Consider the following 16,611-nt stretch of genomic DNA (forward strand, 5'->3'; position numbering starts at 1 on the left):
ATAAAAATATTAAGAAGTATAAATTTAGTCATCTTTAAAAATCTGTAAACTGAGACTGTCCACTGATTACTAAAAAATCAACCATTTTTCAAAAAAAACTCTCTACTCCAGTTCCACTTCCACTTCCAGCCTTTCTGCTCCAATAAAATAGGATGGTATGCCATTGCAGCTTTGGCTGAAGATGCATTAAAAAATCGCTGATCATCAGTGAGAATAGCTACCCTTTCCCCCTCTGATTCGGTGAATATCAAATCCATCAAAGAACTTGGAACGTCCATCGAGTAAGAGTCAGAACTCGTCAAAAGCTTATTCTTCAAACTCCAATCTGTTTCAAATCCTCTTGAAACAATTTCCAAGGCAGGAACATTGTAAACTTTACTCTCAGCTTTAACAAAAGACAAATACTCTTTCAGAAGCCTTAACCCTTCATTTTCCAATTGCTTGGGTCGAAAATCCTCTGGCTCGATGGAGGAAATGACATGCATCTTTTTCCTAGCTCTTGTAACAGCCACATTCAAACGATTCGCAGCTCCACTTTTTCCCAAAAGCCCAAAATTAGTCACCAATTTACCTTCCCGATTGGGACCATATCCCAAAGACAAAATCACCTCATCAAACTCATCTCCCTGCACATTTTCAATATTTCGAACTTTTATAAAAGCGTCCTGAATCCCTTCTTTCCACAACAAGTCCCGAATCAACTCCATCTGAAAGTAATTCCCTGTTACCACGCCGATACTTGTTTTGGATGAATCTTTAAAAATCGCTTCTACTTTTTTCACAACGGCATCGGCTTCCATTCTATTCACTTGGTTTTCCCAGATCCCCTCCACTTTTTCCCATGAAAAGGGAGAAAGCCCTGCGGTTACAGTTGGATAATCAGGCAACGCTTCCAGTTTACCTTCATAGAAATACTGGTTGGAGAAATGAATTAAACCAGGATCAGCAGATCGATAATGTCCTTTTAGGGAAGCGTTTTCAAAAAAATTCGAGGCCAATCCCAATAATGATTCTGACTCCAGTTCTAATCCTTCCTCTTCACTTTCCCAACGAATCTGATAAAAATCAGAAGGTTTCAACTGCCTGGAATCTCCTGCTATAACCACTTGCTTCCCCCGAAGCATCGCTGGAATTCCTTTCTCAACAGGACATTGGGATGCCTCATCAAAAATCACGAGATCAAACTGTTGCTCAATTGGAAAAACAGCAGAGACCGTCTCAGGGCTACACAGCCAACAAGGCATGGTCCGAAAGACTTCCTCTTCCAATTCCTGAACCAATTTTCGTACTGACCACTTTTGTCTTTTTTTGGAAACCTGATGCAAAAGCTCACGAAAAGTCACCCGATTTCCAAGCCGGTTATATTCCAAATCTTGGATAAATCGCTCCTTAATTCTTAAAAGAGAAATGTGATGTGAAAGCTTCCTTTTTTCTAAAATTGAGGTTGAAATTAAGCTCATCTCCTGCACCATCTTCAGACTTCCTGCCTCTGCCAATAGAGGGTTTCTTCTTTCCAATTCTGAAATCCAATTCAGATACCATCCATTCCAAAAAAGATCAATCTGATCACCAAATCCCAATCCTTCTCCTTGCGTCCAAAGTTCTTTTGCCAATCCCCTTTGAGACCAATTATCCATCAGCTGATCAAAGCTCTTGAGCTCAGAAAAAATAGTTTGCCAATTGATTTCAGGTTCAGAAATAACCTCTTTCAGTCCACTTTCCAAAAGGTCCAAAATCTGATTATTGGAAAGCCAATTTCTCCATCTTACACACTGGGACCTAAAGACTTCAAGTAAAGCTAAAAGACTTTCCAAATTTTCTTTAAAATCCTGATTATCTGATTTTAATAAATTATTTATTAAATCATAACTTGAAATAAAACTCCAAGATTCAAACCAAGTATTTAATTTTTGAACGCGCTGTATATCCTGCTTAGGAAACTCTGAAAAATCGAAAAAAGTGATTTTTGAAAGCTCTTCTTTTCTATTATTTATCTTGATCTTCTCCCCCACCTCATTCAGAACAGAAAGCAGATTTTCGGAATGAAATGGAAGTTGATTTTCTTGAAGAACTTGGAAAACCAAAGGGAATTTAGGGCGGTTCAATTTGGCTTTGAGCTTACCGAACCAAGATTGACTTTGAGGAATCAACTCCTTCAATTCTACCTCCAAATCTTGAAGAGAACCTGAAATCTGATAGGTCCATGAATTCTTTGAATCTATCCATTCCCGAAGAAAATCCTGTACCAGTTCCAGCTCATTTCGGAGCTTTTTATCCCTAATGATTTCAAGTCCCACAGTCGGGTTTTCTAAACCTTCAAAAGAAGAATAAGCCTTTTTCAAATCATCCAAAAACTGATTTGATTCCAACAGGCTTTCTAAAACCTTTTTCCAGTTCTTGAATTCTAGGTTTTTGAAATTCTTTTCTCTGAATTCCTCTACCGAATTCAGGGCATCTGTAATCTGGGAATAGTCCTTTGTGCTAACATTGGAAAAGGAAATTCTTTTCTGCCAGAACCCTTCACCGAACTTAGTCTGATAGCCATAGTAGATTCGATAATTTTGTTCAAAATCCTTTGCTTCATCCCAATCCAAACGAATCAGATCCTTGGATTTAAAAAACGGACGCTCAGATCTAGCCTGTAAATACAAGGATTTGGCAGGCAATCCACAGGCTTCAGAATCAAAGAGAGATTCTCTTAATCCTTCAAACTGAGAGGAGAGTCTAGCAATCGTACGGCTTAGGACCGAAATCTCCCTTTCCAGCTGGATGGAATCCATTCCCCGGCTTTCCTCCTGATAAGTTTCAATTGCATCGATCTGTTTTCTGATTTTTTCAAAAAGCAGATTTCTATCCCCTCTGAAATCATGCACCAGAGCCAAAAAATCTCCAAAGCCCAATTGATCTAGTCGCTCAAAAACCACATCCAAAGCGGCTCTTTTCTGAGAGACAACCAGGACTCTTTTTCCTCTTGAAACAAAGTCAGAAATCAAATTGGTAATCAATTGGGACTTCCCGGTTCCAGGAGGGCCCTGAACCACCAAACTCTTTCCTTTCCTCACCTGCACCAAAACTTTCTCCTGAGAAGAATCCAATGGAAATACCGGATACAAATCTTCTTCTCTTGGCTCAGATAGATACTTATCAGGAATAAAGCGATTTTGAAAGACCTCTTCCAATGACTCTTCCAGATGCGTTTTTTGCAGCAACTCATAATCAGAAAACAAGAAACTGCCCTTTTGAGAAAATTGTCCCAAAACAGCATATGGCTTCAATGAAACCTTTCCTTCTTGAAACTTTTCCTGATCAACGGAAATCTGGGAATTCGGAAATGCAATGATACGGTCCTCCAACAAATTGGACTGAACCTGAATCGAAAAATGCTCTTGGATCAGTTGATTGAGCTGAACCCGAAACTCCCTGGGGTCTGTTGATAAGGATTCTGAAAGGTCCGTTGGGAAATCATCTCCAAAATCCGATTTGATAGCGTGCTTCCAAGCCAATAAAAATGCAGGGTTAAATTCCCAATCCCCATCAGACTTTAAAGTCCATTCACCTTTTTCACGAAGGAGAGCAATAGATTTTAATAATAGCGGAGAGCGTACTAGTTGCCCATTCACTAATTTCCCCTCCACAAACAGCCACCCAATGTAAAGGCTTTGCTCGCCTGTTTCTTCTTGTGTTAATTGATCTCTGTAGGCTAGTCTGCTTAAAGCTTTAGAAAGCTGATTCGAAACTCCTGACCGAGGGTCAATTTCTGGAATCAACTTGATTTTCTTTTTTCCCTGAATCAATTGCTCTATCAGAGAAAATGCCGGGGCTCCGATTAAAAAGTCAAAATCCAGTACATCTATCATCCCATACCCTTCCAATTTGGGCAAATACAAAGACCTGTTTCGGGTTGAAAGGTCAGTGAGTCGGTTGAGGTAAAATTGAAAGAGGTTTTGGGGCATTTATTTGAATGGAGAATCTTTTTCTTTGGCCATCTTATTATAGACAATTCCATCGAGAATTCCCGGTATCCATTTATTCAGGAACACTGCCATTTTCCCTTCAGAAGTCAGTACAATATCCCGTTTCCTTTTCAGGGTAGCTTTCAACATTTGCTCTGCCACTTGTTCGGAAGTCATCATTTTACCTTCATCACGAGGAGATTCACCTTGAGAGGATCCATCTGCCGTCAGCGCAGAATTCCGAATATTGGAGGAAGTAAAACCAGGGGCAACCACCAGCACATGAACTCCCTTTTTCATCACCTCAGTACGAAGAGCTTCAAAAAAGCCATTCATGGCATATTTGCTGGCTGTATAGGCAGTCCTGGCCGGAGTTCCTCGATAACCATTGATTGAAGACACCCCAATGATAGATCCTTTGGACTCCAAAATAGCAGGAAGGCAATATTTGGTAGCGTATACTGTACCCCAGAAGTTGGTATCCATCACTTTGTGAAAAACCTCAAGATCCAGATCCTGAAACAAGGCTCTCATGGAGATACCGGCATTATTGATCAACACATCAATGCGACCATATCGCTGAAGGGTTTCTTCAGCCATCTTTTTATTATCTGCTTCTGATCCTGCATCAGCCAAAACAGCCAATACTTCAAACCCTTTTTCTTCCAGTTGTTTTTGGGTTTTTCCCAGCTTTTCAGGATTTCTCCCGGTAATACACAGTTTAGCTCCTTCTCTCCCGAATACTTCCGCACAAGCCTCTCCGATCCCTGAGGTTGCTCCTGTAATGACTACGACTTTATCTTTAAACTTCATGGCAAAAATTAAAGGGGTAAAGATAATGGCTATGGAATAAATACAGTATCCATATCTTTAATTTCAGAAATACTATCTAAACTCAGTTTCAAACTATCCTGTTTTCTTTTTTGGGCTTTAGCATAGGAGGATGAATTTCTACCATTTGTAACCTTGATATATCGACCTTCATAATCACTAATATTTGGATCAGAATTTAGATATCGTATTTTCAACTCATCTCCAAGTTTAGAATACCCCTGTCGATTTCCGCCTAAAAACTCGCCTTGATAAACGCCTTGATCGGTTTCAAACTCATAGGTAACTTTTTGAAAAAAATACCTTCCTCCATAATTCTGCTTTTTGATATTTACGACTACTGCCCTTGCATAAGAGACATCACTTCTGCCTAGGAACTTTAAATCATCCTTAAATAAAAAATAAAAGGGTATCAGAATAATAGATAAAAAGAACAACAACATGACTATGGTAAAAAACCTGTTATTATTTCGTTTTGGGAAACTCTTTTGAACCTCTTTTTTAGAAAAATACTTTTCAAAGGCACTGTTCTCATTGAGAAAAAAAGTCTTTAGGAGGGTTTTGGCAAACAGAAGACTTTCAGGTGCTTCTTCAATTACAAATAACTGATCCTTAAAAGTCAAAGAGGCTGAAAGTCCATCTTCACAAATATTCCCACTAATATCACAGGAACATCCTTCCTCTTTTTCCAAAGTTATAATGTGAAATACTTTCCAATCTATCGCATCAAAAATCTTTTCAATTTCATCCCAGTCATAAACCTGTATTACATTTTCGACTTTTCCTTCAAAGCCTTTTATTAAGGTTAACTGCATTATTTTAAAATTTCTAAAACCACCAAAGTAATCCAAAATCTGGATAAATATTAAACAATCCAGTTTCATTCTTTAGTCCACTTATTCTAGCTCATCTTTTTTCCCTAATTTTGCGGCCATGTCGCGAAAAATGAAAAACAAAGTGGTTTCCAACCTCCTGATCGAGCGAATTGCTTCAGAGGGAAAATGTGTGGGACATCATGATGGAAAGGTAGTATTTGTCAGTGGAGTAGCTCCCGGTGATGTGGTAGATGTGCGCATCACCAAAGGAAAAAGCTCCTTTATGGAAGGTCAAGCCATTAACTTCCATGAGTATTCAACGGATCGTGTAGAGCCATTTTGCGAACATTTTGGAACCTGTGGGGGATGCAAGTGGCAACACATCAACTACGAACTTCAAAAAGATTACAAAAGACAACAGGTAGTCGATCAATTTACCCGAATCGCCAAAGTTCCGATACCGGAAGTACTTCCTATTCTGGGTTCTGCCCAAACCCGATATTATCGAAACAAACTCGATTTTACTTTTTCCAACAAAAAATGGCTGACTTTGGAGCAGATCCGCTCTGAGGAAGACTTTGACAGAAACGCATTGGGATTTCATATTCCCAAAATGTTTGATAAGATTATCGACATCGATCATTGTTACCTACAGGGAGGCATCTCCAATGATGTTCGAAATGAATTGAGAAGTTTCGCGCTGGAAAACAATTTGACTTTCTATGACATCCGTGAGCAAGTCGGATTACTTCGAAATCTGATCATCCGTACTACCTCGACTGGTCAAAGCATGGTCATTGTTCAATTCGGGGAAGATAATCCGGATCAGATTCCGCAGGTGATGGAATTCCTCAAAGCTAAATTCCCTGAAATCACTTCCCTTCTTTATGTAATCAACACCAAGGGAAATGAGACGTTCCACGATTTGGAATTGGTGACATTTGCAGGTTTGCCATATATCGAAGAGGAAATGGAAGGGCTCAAATTTAGAATCGGACCCAAATCCTTCTACCAAACCAATTCGGAGCAAGCTTATGAGCTTTACAAAGTCGCAAGAGACTTTGCCGAATTGAAAGGCGATGAAGTCGTTTATGACTTGTATACAGGAACTGGAACGATTGCCAACTTCGTAGCTAAAAAAGCCAAGCAGGTAATCGGTGTGGAATATGTGGAAGCTGCCATTGAGGATGCCAAGCTCAATTCCCAAATCAATGAGATTGACAATACTCTGTTCTATGCAGGCGACATGAAAGATGTATTGAATGAGGAATTCATCTCTCAACATGCCAGACCAGACGTCATCATTACGGATCCTCCAAGAGCCGGAATGCATGAAGATGTAATTACTATGCTGTTGAGGTTGGAAGCACCGACTATTGTTTATGTTTCTTGTAATCCTGCAACCCAGGCCAGGGATGTAGCTTTATTGGGAGAAAAATATCAAGTGGAACGAATTCAGCCTGTAGATATGTTTCCTCAAACCTACCATGTTGAAAATGTTATACGCCTAACCCTCAAATCATGATTTCAGATTTCAATGATCCAGAATTAAATGGAAAGTACCTCGGTACTATCAGCAGTGATTTCATCAAGATTTCTGATGTACTAAAAGAGGCTGCTTACCAGATCAAATCCCGTGGTTTTTCGGATTATCCCATTTTCCCAATTTCCAAGGAAATGCAACCTATCGGAAAGATATTTCTGGGGAAAGCAGAGAAGAACCTTGAGTGGAATTACTTCATTACTTATGTAGATGAATTCGTTCAGAGAAAACTCATTTCTGAAGAATCCCTGGAAGAGTTTAAAAAATCATACAAAGATCCGGACGAGTTCTGTTGCTTATTTGTAATGGATGGAGCATTTACCAGCTTCGTTTACATTCCTTATCCAGAAGAATAGATAAAAAGAAAGGCTTGATTATAAAATCAAGCCTTTCTTTTTTACATGTATCGGATTAGAAATGTTTCCACCCTTGAGCTTTAAGAGGTACGGCTGTTCCACTTTTAGTCACCAGGAATTTCCCTTCTTCAGGTTTGGTCATATGACCGATAAAGTGAATATCTGGATGTTTCTCCAGCTTGGAGAAATCCTTTTGATCGATGGTAAATAGCAATTCATAATCCTCTCCCCCATTCAATACACATGTGATCGGATCCAAATTCAATTCTACGGCCGTATCAAAAGTCTGCTTGTCAATAGGAAGTTTATCCTCATAAATGGTAGCACCCACATTAGAGGCCTTACAGATATGAAATATCTCAGAAGCCAGACCATCGGAAATATCCATCATGGAAGTCGGAACGACTCCAGCCTCCTTCAATTCATGAATAATATCCATTCTTGCATCAGGTCTCAATTGTCTTCCTGTTACGATGGTATATTTTTCCAGATCAGGTCTCATATCAGGATTGGCAAGAAAAACCTGCTTTTCTCTTTCCAGAATCTGAAGTCCTACCAAAGCTGCTCCCAAATCACCAGTAGCACAAAGAATATCATTCACCTTTGCACCATTTCTATAGCTGATTTCTTCTTTTTTAGCTTCACCAATGGCAGTCACAGAAATAACCAATCCACTTCTTGAGGCGGTAGTATCTCCGCCGATCAAATCCACTCCATAATGCTCGCAAGCTGCTCGAATCCCAGAATATAGGGCATCAACTGCCTCAACTGAGAAGCGATTGGAAAGTGCGATCGAAACCGTAATCTGCTTGGGAATTGCATTCATCGCAGCCACATCTGAAACGTTTACAGCCACAGCTTTAAAACCCACATGAGGCAAAGGCGCATAAGAAAGGTCAAAATGAACTCCTTCCAGCAATAAATCTGTGGTTACCACCTTCACATGATCTCCACCCTCAATGACAGCTGCGTCATCACCGATCCCTGTGAGGGAAGAGTTGTTTTTGATTTCAATTTTTTCGCTTAGGTGATCGATCAAACCGAACTCACCCAAATCACCTATTTCTGTTCTTTTTTCTGACATATTTATTGCACAATGTACCAAGTCCAAAGTACCAAGTACTCAAAAACTTAAACTACTTACTGTTTACTACTTACTGTTCACTGAAATTTCCTGACAGAGTTCCACCAAAACACCATTTGTGGTTCTGGGATGCAAAAATACGACTAATTTATTGTCCGCGCCCTGTTTTGGAGTTTCATTCAATATTTCAAAACCTTCCCCTTTTAAGCGTTCCACTTCAGCCTCAATATTTTCAACATCAAAGGCAATATGATGGACCCCAGGTTTCTTTTTTTCCAAATATTTGGCAATGGCACTGTTAGGATTCGTTGCTTGAAGCAATTCAACTTTTGTTTCTCCTACCTGAAAAAATGAGGTTTCAACCGCTTCACCTTCCACTTTTTCAGTCTTGAAATGCTTTTTGCCCAACAACTTGGCAAATAAGGCATTCGACTCCTCTAAATCCTGAACGGCAATTCCTATATGCTCGATTTTCCTCATTTTTTTCTTTATTTAATTTTATAAACAAAAGTCTACATTATTAAATTCAGCCAAAAAGATCCGAATTTGGCTACTTCCAACATCGGTCATCGGGCTTCCTACCCTCAATCAAAGGGAAAATGGACAATTGTACAATTGCTGCTATTTAGAATTTGTATATTTGCAAATGAATCATTTCGGAAGCCTCTCTGTTCTGCTTTCGAATACAATTGAAGATATATAAAAAGATATAAAATATGATCATCGTTTCTGATAAGGCCAAAGAGCGAATTTTGGAACTCAAGCAAGAAGAAGGTCGTGCCGATAACGAAAACATCCGAGTTTCTGTCAAAGGTGGTGGGTGTTCAGGATTAATGTATGATTTGGGTTTTGATGCAAATACTGTCGAAACCGATCATGTTTTCGAGGACAAGGGAGTGAAAATCATTGTCGATAGAAAAAGCTTGCTATACCTGGCCGGAACTACTTTGGAGTTTACTGATGGATTGAACGGAAAAGGCTTCCAGTTCATCAATCCAAACGCGAGCAGAACATGCGGTTGTGGAGAAAGCTTTTCAGTTTAAACTGAAAAAAATCCAAACATCAAACTAATCATTAGGCTACCCATTCGGGTGGCCTTTCTTTTTGCCTATTTCCTACCCCATTTTAGCGCTCATTCCTTACCTTTGCCCCCATTAAAACCGAACCCAAATTATGGAAGAACAAATCAAAAAAATTCAACTCAATGATCTTCATACTGCATTAGGTGGCAAAATGGTCCCTTTTGCTGGATACAATATGCCTGTAAGATATAGCTCGGATAAAGAAGAGCACCATTGTGTAAGACAGGGAGTTGGTGTGTTTGATGTGTCCCATATGGGAGAATTCATGGTAGAAGGTCCAGAAGCCTTAAATCTGATTCAAAAGGTTACTTCCAATGATGCATCCAAATTGGTCAATGGCCAAGCGCAATACTCTTGTTTCCCAAATGAGACTGGAGGAATTGTTGACGACTTGATCGTTTACAAATTTGAAGACGAAAAATACATGTTGGTGGTGAATGCCTCCAATATTGATAAAGATTGGGCTTGGGTAAACAAGTTCAACACCATGGGAGCAAAATTGACCAATATTTCTGATGAGATTTCTCTTTTTGCAGTTCAAGGACCTAAGGCAATTGAAGCAGTTCAATCTTTGACTCCAGTTAATCTTTCAGAGGTTAAATTTTACCATTTCACAGTAGGAGAATTTGCGGGAGTTCAGGATGTAATCATTTCTGGAACCGGTTATACAGGAGCTGGAGGATTTGAAATCTATGTGAAAAACGAAGATGCAGAGAAGGTTTGGAAGGCAATTTTTGAAGCTGGAAAAGACTTCGGAATCCAACCAATCGGATTAGGAGCAAGAGATACTCTTCGTCTAGAAATGGGATATTGCCTCTATGGTAATGATATCACGGATGAAACTTCCCCTATCGAAGCGGGTTTGGGATGGATCACCAAATTCACCAAGGATTTCACCAATTCCGAAGCTTTGAAAGCTCAAAAAGAAGCTGGGGTTCAAAGAAAATTAGTGGGTTTTGTGATGCAGGAAAGAGGTATTCCAAGAGGGCACTACCCTATCGTAGATGCTGAAGGAAATGTAATCGGAGAGGTTACCTCTGGAACTCAATCTCCTTCTATGGAAGTTGGTATTGGTTTGGGCTATGTGAAAACTGAATTCGCAAAGGCCGGAACTGAAATTTTTATCCAAATCAGAAACAAAAACCTGAAAGCACAGGTAGAAAAACTTCCTCTTTACAAAGGATGAGACAGATTGAAGTTTGCTTCAGCCCAGAGCTGATTCACTTACATGAATTACAAGGTAAAATTGTGGTTGTCGTGGATATTTTCCGTGCGACAACCACGATGGTTACCGCCCTTTCCAATGGAATTGAAGAGATCAGAACGTTTGCTGACAAAGAATCCTGCCGTGAAATGCAGAGCCAAGGATATCTGGTTGCCGGTGAAAGAAACGGCAAAACCATAGAAGGATTTGATTTAGGAAATTCTCCTGTGGCATTTTTGAAAAAAGATTATTCTGGAAACAAATTGGCCATGACTACCACCAACGGCACCTTGGCAATTTCTAAATCCCAGGAAGCAGACGAAATCCTGATTGGCGCATTTCCGAACCTTTCCGCTACCATCCAATATATCCAACAACAGGACAAAGATGTTTTGATTCATTGTGCAGGTTGGAAAGGAAAATTCAATCTAGAAGACTCCCTATATGCTGGGGCTTTGGTCAAATCTCTGGAATCCACTCATCTTTCTGAGGATGATGGAGCGATGGCCATGAAGTCACTTTTTGAAAAGGAAGGCCATCAGATGAAACAATTCCTTTCTCAGGCTTCACATGCCAAAAGACTGCAGAATCATGGAATTGAACATGATATTGACATCTGCTTGACTTTAGATTTATTTAATATCGTTGGAAAAGTCTTTAAGGGTCAGATTTTGAAAAAAATCTAGTTGTATTTTTTAAAATTTATTTACTTTTTAGTTCATATTTTCAACATTCGATTTTATGAAATTCAGCAATCCTTTTTCCAAAAAAGTAACCAAGCATTTTTTAATTGGCTCAGAAGTAGTATTCAATGGAGATTCACAATCTTATAATTTTTTAAGAACCCAAGCTGTAGAAAAATTATTTGCAAAAGAAGATAATGATGGACTAGAATTAGTTTTTAAGGATGGTTTATTAATCGAAAAGCATCAATGGATGTATGGGGAAAGAGATCCATTAGAGTTATCCGATGAAGAAAAATCATTCCAACTAAAAGAAGAAGTTTTACCTAATGATATTTTTGCAATTAAACTTTCTCAATCAAAATCAGAAAGTTTTCTTGGTGGTACTGAAGAAAAGGAATTTAATCTTCCAAAATTCTCAAAAAAGCCATCGTTTCAATATTTAGGAAAATTATCAAACAAAACTCATGGTTTCAAGTGGCTACCATTTGATCTAAATCTTACCATTCCATTATATGGTTATTTTGACCAACTATTTTTAGATTATTCTGATAAAAACAACCCAAGAGTCGTCAATGAATCCGAGTATTTAAATTCAGACAATGATGATAAATATGTGAATTCAAGCAGCCAAGTAATATTTGAAAAAACATATATATCTACGGAAAAACTTAATGAACATCGAGAATTAGAGTGGGAAAATGGGATTATAGGAATTCCGAAGTGGATTCAATACCCTGCCATTCCGACCTGTCCAAAAACAGGAGAAATGATGAAATTTATTTGTCAATTTTCATATCAAATAAATGTACCTGTATTTGAATCTGATTTAGATTTTAATTCGGACTCGATTGATAAATCCTATTATGAAAAAATGAATTTTGGATCTGATGGGGACCTTTTCATTTTTATGAACCCAAATACCAAAATAGTTTGCTATATTATCCAGCACACCTAAAAGGCTGATAATGTTAGATTTACTCTGGAGTATCTTTGACTTAGCGATAATTATTCTTTTTGTCTTCTTTTTCTTATTGGTGATACGACTCGGTATTTCCCAACTACAAAAGAAATGGAGGTTCATTGCCATCCCTGCAATTTTGATTGGGACCTTTTCACTAATTAAGCAAAACAAACCGGATCAAGGAAAGGACAGTCCCATTGGCTTAGAATATTCTGTTGATCAGATTATCGTTCCTGTTTCCTCTATCAATGACTTAAATATTTCTATTGTTCGGGGAAAAGAAGACAATGAAATCAATCCCTATCTTTCAAATTCTTATTTGTCAGGTTTTGTTTTGGGACGGGTTTGGAAACAAGAAGGAATCCAGGAGAAAGAAGGTCGAATCGAGATATTAGGGTCTGTTAATTACTATTTATTTGGAATAGACCTGATGAGTTTCCCAAGAACGGTAATTATTAAACCTAAAAGTGATTATGAAACTCCCAATTTCAAGCACGAGTTTTCATCTTAGACTAATTTTTTTCCTACCAACCAAAACTTAATTGAATTCTTAAAAGAAGCTGGTATTTTACATTCTTTAAAACCACCAGCTGATGAAATATTATTTATCCATTTTCTCTCTTCTTTTGCTTTTCACAGCATGTACTAAAGAGAGCGAAGAAAAACCACTTCCACGTATTGCTATTGCCGGATTGGCCATAGAATCAAGTACTTTCTCTCCTGCCAGATCCACTGCAGAGTCTTTCAAGGCTCGGGTTGGAGATGATATTTTCAATTATTACAGATTCCTCTCTGATAGTTCTGAAGATAGAGCAAGAGCTCAATGGTTCCCAACCTTGAGAGGCCATGCTATCCCAGGCGGAATGGTAACTCGTGAAGCTTATGACTCTTTGGTCAATGTGACCTTGGAAATGTTGAAAGAAAACCTTCCCTATGATGGCTTATTTTTCGATATCCATGGAGCTATGAGCGTAGAAGATTTGGATGATCCTGAAGGTGATTTTATAGTCAAAGTTCGCGAGGTAGTTGGTCCTGAAACTTTGATCTCAACTTCTATGGATTTACACGGAAACGTTTCTGAAAGACTTGCAGAAAACTCTGATTTGATCACCTGCTACAGAATGGCACCTCATGAGGATGCTTTGGAATCCAAGCAAAGAGCAGTAGAAAACATGTTGGACAGATTGGAATCTGGAAAAGGAAAACCAGCCTTCAAAGCATGGATTCCAGTTCCTATTTTACTTCCAGGAGAAAAGACCTCTACTCGAATCGACCCAGGAAAAACCTTGTACTCAAAAGTTGATCCTCAAACCAAAAAAGAAGGGGTGATCGATGCTGCAATCTGGATCGGATATGCATGGGCGGATGAACCAAGAAATCATGCTGTAGTGATGGTTACTGGAGATGATGAAGCACAGGTAAAAGAAAGTGCTGAATATTTGGCACAGAGCTTTTGGGATGTGAGAAATGAATTCGAATTCGTAGCACCTGTTGCCTATCTGGATGAAAGCTTGGAAATGGCTCTAAAAAGTGAGAAAAAGCCATTTGTGATTTCTGATATGGGAGATAATCCTACAGCAGGAGGTGCAGGTGATGTTACTTGGACTTTGACTGAACTCCTAAAAAGACCAGAATTCAAGTCTGAAAAAGGACCAGAATTAATTTATGCTTCCATTCCAGGACCAGAATTGGTCGCAAAAGCAAAAGAGGCAGGCCTAGGAGCTGAGGTTGAAGGGTATGTAGGTGCGGCTGTTGACAATAGATACGCAGGGCCTATTTTGCTCAAAGGAAAAGTCTTGGCAATCAAAGAAGGAGATCATGATGCAAAAACAGAGGTAGTCGTACAGGTAGGATCTATCAAAGTGATTGTAACTGAGAAAAGAAAGCCATACCACAATGAATCAGACTTTACCGAACTCAATTTGGATCCTAGAAATTCAGATATCTTGGTTGTGAAAATCGGCTACCTTGTACCTGAACTTTACAACATGAGAGGTGATTGGATCATGGCTTTGACTCCAGGTGGAGTGGACCAGGATTTGGAGCGTCTTGGCTACCAAAGAATCAAAAGACCGATGTTCCCATTGGATAAAGACATGGCTGATCCGGACTTGACTGTCAGATGGATGAAAGCAGCGGATGAACTGAACTAATTTATACTCAAAAGTGACATTTGTCATTTTTATTCGCCAATATTCTGGGTAATCTTGGTAATTGATAAACGCAAATAGACCATGTTAAAAAAACATCCACTACAGGAAGAATTCCCAGAATTTGAAAGCAAAATCAATGATCTAAAAGTTTCAAATGAGCACTTCAAAAAACTTTTCGAAACCTACGATGAAGTAGATCATGAAATTTATAGAGTAGAATCCGATACAGAGCCGGCTTCTGATGAGGCAGCAAATCAGCTTCGGATCAAAAGACTTCATTTGAAGGACGAGATTTACCAGTTTCTTCAGGATAATTAATCAAAATGCCCGGCTTATACCGGGCATTTTTTATTTAAGCTTTTCATTGTCTTTATGTCGGGTAGCATCCCTGATATTTTTCTTATCCATATTTTTTCTTAGAGCTTCTGTCAAATCCACTCCTGTCTGATTAGCCAAACATATCAATACCCAAAGGATATCGGCCATTTCATCCCCTAAGTCCTTGCCTTTATCAGATTCTTTGAAGGACTGTTCTCCATAAGTTCTTGCCATTAGCCTGGCCAGCTCCCCCACTTCCTCCATCAAAATGGTCATATTGGTCAACTCATTGAAATAGCGAACACCGACAGTCTTGATCCAATGATCTACCAATTCTTGAGCTTCAGATATAGTGATTTCATTTTTCATTTGAGCTTTTGTTAGCTTTTTAGCATTTTAGAAATGCATTAATTTTAGTTTCTAAAAATCCTTTTGTAAACATATTAAAATTGATTGCGGATAAACAAGTTTTTATTCTAATTCCAACCATTTGACACCAGACTTACTACCATTTGCTCTCTCTGTTTTTACTGGCTTTTTTGCCATTATGAACCCGATCGCGAATATTCCAATCTTTTCTTCTTTGGTAGAGGATGCAGATAAACAGACTAAAAGAGAAATCAGCCGCAAGGCTACTTGGGTAGCATTCTTGATTGTCACTGTTTTTGTGATTTTGGGAAAATTCATTTTTGAACTCTTTGGAATCACTATTCCTGCATTCAAAATCACAGGTGGAATCCTGATCTTTTATGTAGGCTTTGAAATGCTGCAATCCAAAAGATCCAAAGTGAAAACAATTGAAAAACCCGTAATCGATGAAGACATCGCAATCTCTCCCTTAGCGATCCCAATTTTGGCAGGACCTGGAACTATCGTAACTGCCATGAACTTTGCCACAGGCTCCTATATTCATATCGGAATAGTGGTGTTGATTTTTGGATTGATGTGTATTTTGACCAATTGGGCTTTTCGCATCAGTGATCGGGTCATTCAAAAACTGGGGAATAATGTCATCACTGTAGTCGGTAAAATCATGGGATTGATCATTGCGATTATTGGCACCTCCATGATTATTGATGGGATCAAGCTTGCTTTTGATATTAGCCCCAAAAGTTAAATTCTGGTCTAAAATGAAACCTCCATTTTTCAAAACAACTCTAATTCTCTGTTTACTTTTTATCTCTTTAAAGGGCTTTGGGTGTGTATGTGCACCCCATGGAGAATTTACTATCAAAGAGGTTGAGAATTTTGATTATGTCGCTTTGGTAAAAATAAACAACACCTCTCCTATGGATACTACCGGTGGAATTTCACAGCTAAGGCCTTGGTTTTTTACAGCCGAGATCCAGGAGATCCAAGTATTCAAAGGTTCCTCTGTTACAAGTCTTAAAATCATTCAGGGAAAAAGGAAGTTTGGATACTTCACCTCCTGCGACCAAGGAATTGATACAGGAGAAGAGTGGCTGATTTTTGGAAATTTAAATAATGACCAGATAGAAGTTAATAGTTGCACACCAACTTCTCAGTTTAAGATAGCTGGTGGTGGAATGGATTGGCAATACGATAGAACTCTAAAGAAAATAAAGATTCTAGAAAGTTTACTTGAAGAATAAATAACTTAAACA

17 protein-coding genes are annotated in these 16,611 nt (G+C 38.7%); 11 read left to right on the forward strand and 6 right to left on the reverse strand.

Going from position 1 to position 16,611, the window contains the following annotated elements; genetic code table 11:
• Positions 1 to 77: 77 nt before the first annotated feature.
• The 3 genes from BUF13_RS05440 to BUF13_RS05450 are packed head-to-tail and all read right to left on the reverse strand — an operon-like array spanning position 78 to position 5,599.
• Positions 78 to 3,953, reverse strand: coding sequence for an AAA domain-containing protein (locus BUF13_RS05440; protein WP_073570694.1), 3,876 nt, complete (start codon positions 3,951 to 3,953; stop codon positions 78 to 80).
• Entirely contained in the window at positions 3,954 to 4,766 is an 813-nt protein-coding gene (locus BUF13_RS05445; protein WP_073570695.1) for an SDR family oxidoreductase, read from the reverse strand.
• A gap of 29 nt (positions 4,767 to 4,795) precedes the next feature.
• Complete coding sequence (locus tag BUF13_RS05450; RefSeq protein ID WP_073570696.1) at positions 4,796 to 5,599, reverse strand: hypothetical protein; 804 nt, start codon at positions 5,597 to 5,599, stop codon at positions 4,796 to 4,798.
• Between the two features lie 118 nt (positions 5,600 to 5,717).
• On the opposite strand from BUF13_RS05450, the gene rlmD reads away from it, so the two are divergent.
• A complete protein-coding gene (gene rlmD, locus BUF13_RS05455) occupies positions 5,718 to 7,124 on the forward strand; it encodes a 23S rRNA (uracil(1939)-C(5))-methyltransferase RlmD (protein ID WP_073570697.1) in 1,407 nt (468 codons plus the stop codon).
• Positions 7,121 to 7,498, forward strand: a complete 378-nt coding sequence (locus BUF13_RS05460) for a hypothetical protein (RefSeq protein WP_073570698.1) — start codon at positions 7,121 to 7,123, stop codon at positions 7,496 to 7,498. Before rlmD ends, BUF13_RS05460 begins: the two co-directional genes overlap by 4 nt.
• A gap of 55 nt (positions 7,499 to 7,553) precedes the next feature.
• On the opposite strand, the gene thiL is transcribed toward BUF13_RS05460, so the two are convergent.
• Together thiL and mce are read right to left on the reverse strand one after the other, a co-directional pair.
• Entirely contained in the window at positions 7,554 to 8,582 is a 1,029-nt protein-coding gene (gene thiL, locus BUF13_RS05465) for a thiamine-phosphate kinase (protein ID WP_073570699.1), read from the reverse strand.
• 66 nt (positions 8,583 to 8,648) lie between these two features.
• Positions 8,649 to 9,062 (reverse strand): methylmalonyl-CoA epimerase, encoded by a 414-nt coding sequence (gene mce / locus BUF13_RS05470; RefSeq protein WP_073570700.1) that lies wholly within the window; start codon positions 9,060 to 9,062, stop codon positions 8,649 to 8,651.
• A gap of 236 nt (positions 9,063 to 9,298) precedes the next feature.
• Between mce and BUF13_RS05475 the strand changes: the two genes are divergently transcribed.
• The 7 genes from BUF13_RS05475 (at position 9,299) to BUF13_RS05505 (ending at position 14,986) form a co-directional block, all read left to right on the forward strand.
• Positions 9,299 to 9,625, forward strand: coding sequence for a HesB/IscA family protein (locus BUF13_RS05475; RefSeq protein ID WP_073570701.1), 327 nt, complete (start codon positions 9,299 to 9,301; stop codon positions 9,623 to 9,625).
• A 130-nt stretch (positions 9,626 to 9,755) separates the two neighbouring features.
• Complete coding sequence (gcvT, locus tag BUF13_RS05480; RefSeq protein ID WP_073570702.1) at positions 9,756 to 10,850, forward strand: glycine cleavage system aminomethyltransferase GcvT; 1,095 nt, start codon at positions 9,756 to 9,758, stop codon at positions 10,848 to 10,850.
• Positions 10,847 to 11,554, forward strand: a complete 708-nt coding sequence (locus BUF13_RS05485; protein ID WP_073570703.1) for a 2-phosphosulfolactate phosphatase — start codon at positions 10,847 to 10,849, stop codon at positions 11,552 to 11,554. Before gcvT ends, BUF13_RS05485 begins: the two co-directional genes overlap by 4 nt.
• Before the next feature lie 55 nt (positions 11,555 to 11,609).
• Positions 11,610 to 12,509 carry a hypothetical protein gene (locus BUF13_RS05490; protein WP_073570704.1) on the forward strand — a complete coding sequence of 300 codons (900 nt, stop codon included), beginning with the start codon at positions 11,610 to 11,612 and terminating at the stop codon, positions 12,507 to 12,509.
• 10 nt (positions 12,510 to 12,519) lie between these two features.
• Positions 12,520 to 13,026, forward strand: a complete 507-nt coding sequence (locus BUF13_RS05495; RefSeq protein ID WP_073570705.1) for a hypothetical protein — start codon at positions 12,520 to 12,522, stop codon at positions 13,024 to 13,026.
• Between the two features lie 82 nt (positions 13,027 to 13,108).
• Positions 13,109 to 14,668 carry a M81 family metallopeptidase gene (locus tag BUF13_RS05500; RefSeq protein ID WP_073570706.1) on the forward strand — a complete coding sequence of 520 codons (1,560 nt, stop codon included), beginning with the start codon at positions 13,109 to 13,111 and terminating at the stop codon, positions 14,666 to 14,668.
• An 81-nt stretch (positions 14,669 to 14,749) separates the two neighbouring features.
• Entirely contained in the window at positions 14,750 to 14,986 is a 237-nt protein-coding gene (locus tag BUF13_RS05505) for an HP1242/YdcH family protein (RefSeq protein ID WP_073570707.1), read from the forward strand.
• Between the two features lie 30 nt (positions 14,987 to 15,016).
• On the opposite strand, the gene BUF13_RS05510 is transcribed toward BUF13_RS05505, so the two are convergent.
• Positions 15,017 to 15,355 carry a nucleotide pyrophosphohydrolase gene (locus BUF13_RS05510; protein ID WP_170865138.1) on the reverse strand — a complete coding sequence of 113 codons (339 nt, stop codon included), beginning with the start codon at positions 15,353 to 15,355 and terminating at the stop codon, positions 15,017 to 15,019.
• 121 nt (positions 15,356 to 15,476) lie between these two features.
• On the opposite strand from BUF13_RS05510, the gene BUF13_RS05515 reads away from it, so the two are divergent.
• On the forward strand, positions 15,477 to 16,103 hold the full coding sequence (locus BUF13_RS05515; protein ID WP_073570708.1) for a MarC family protein: 627 nt from the start codon (positions 15,477 to 15,479) through the stop codon (positions 16,101 to 16,103).
• Between the two features lie 13 nt (positions 16,104 to 16,116).
• Positions 16,117 to 16,599 (forward strand): hypothetical protein, encoded by a 483-nt coding sequence (locus tag BUF13_RS05520; RefSeq protein WP_073570709.1) that lies wholly within the window; start codon positions 16,117 to 16,119, stop codon positions 16,597 to 16,599.
• The last annotated feature ends 12 nt before the right edge of the window (positions 16,600 to 16,611 follow it).

It is taken from the genome of Algoriphagus zhangzhouensis, from assembly GCF_900148515.1.
Classification (GTDB): Bacteria; Bacteroidota; Bacteroidia; order Cytophagales; family Cyclobacteriaceae; genus Algoriphagus; species Algoriphagus zhangzhouensis.